Raw genomic sequence first — 264 nt, forward strand, 5'->3', positions numbered from 1 at the left:
CCCCCGCACCACACCGTCACCATCCGACACGGCACCGATCCCCCGCACCACACCGTCACCATCCGGCACGGCGCCGGTGAGCGGCTCCGCCGCACACGCATCGTCGTCCTGCCCGCCACCCATGACCGCCGCCGGCCCGGCGGGCTCCCCTTCCGCGTCGGCCGCCTCCGCCCGGCAATCGTGGCACCCCTCCCCGGCCATACCGGCCACACCGGCCGCGCCGGCCGCGCCGCCCGCACCGCCCGCGTCGCCCGCGCGCCGCCC

1 pseudogene is annotated in these 264 nt (G+C 80.3%); it reads right to left on the reverse strand.

Annotated elements, in window-relative coordinates:
- Positions 1 to 264 (reverse strand): annotated as a pseudogene (locus GT045_RS39685) (S1 family peptidase); the annotation flags it as partial.

It is taken from the genome of Streptomyces sp. SID486 (genome assembly GCF_009865385.1).
GTDB lineage: Bacteria > Actinomycetota > Actinomycetes > Streptomycetales > Streptomycetaceae > Streptomyces.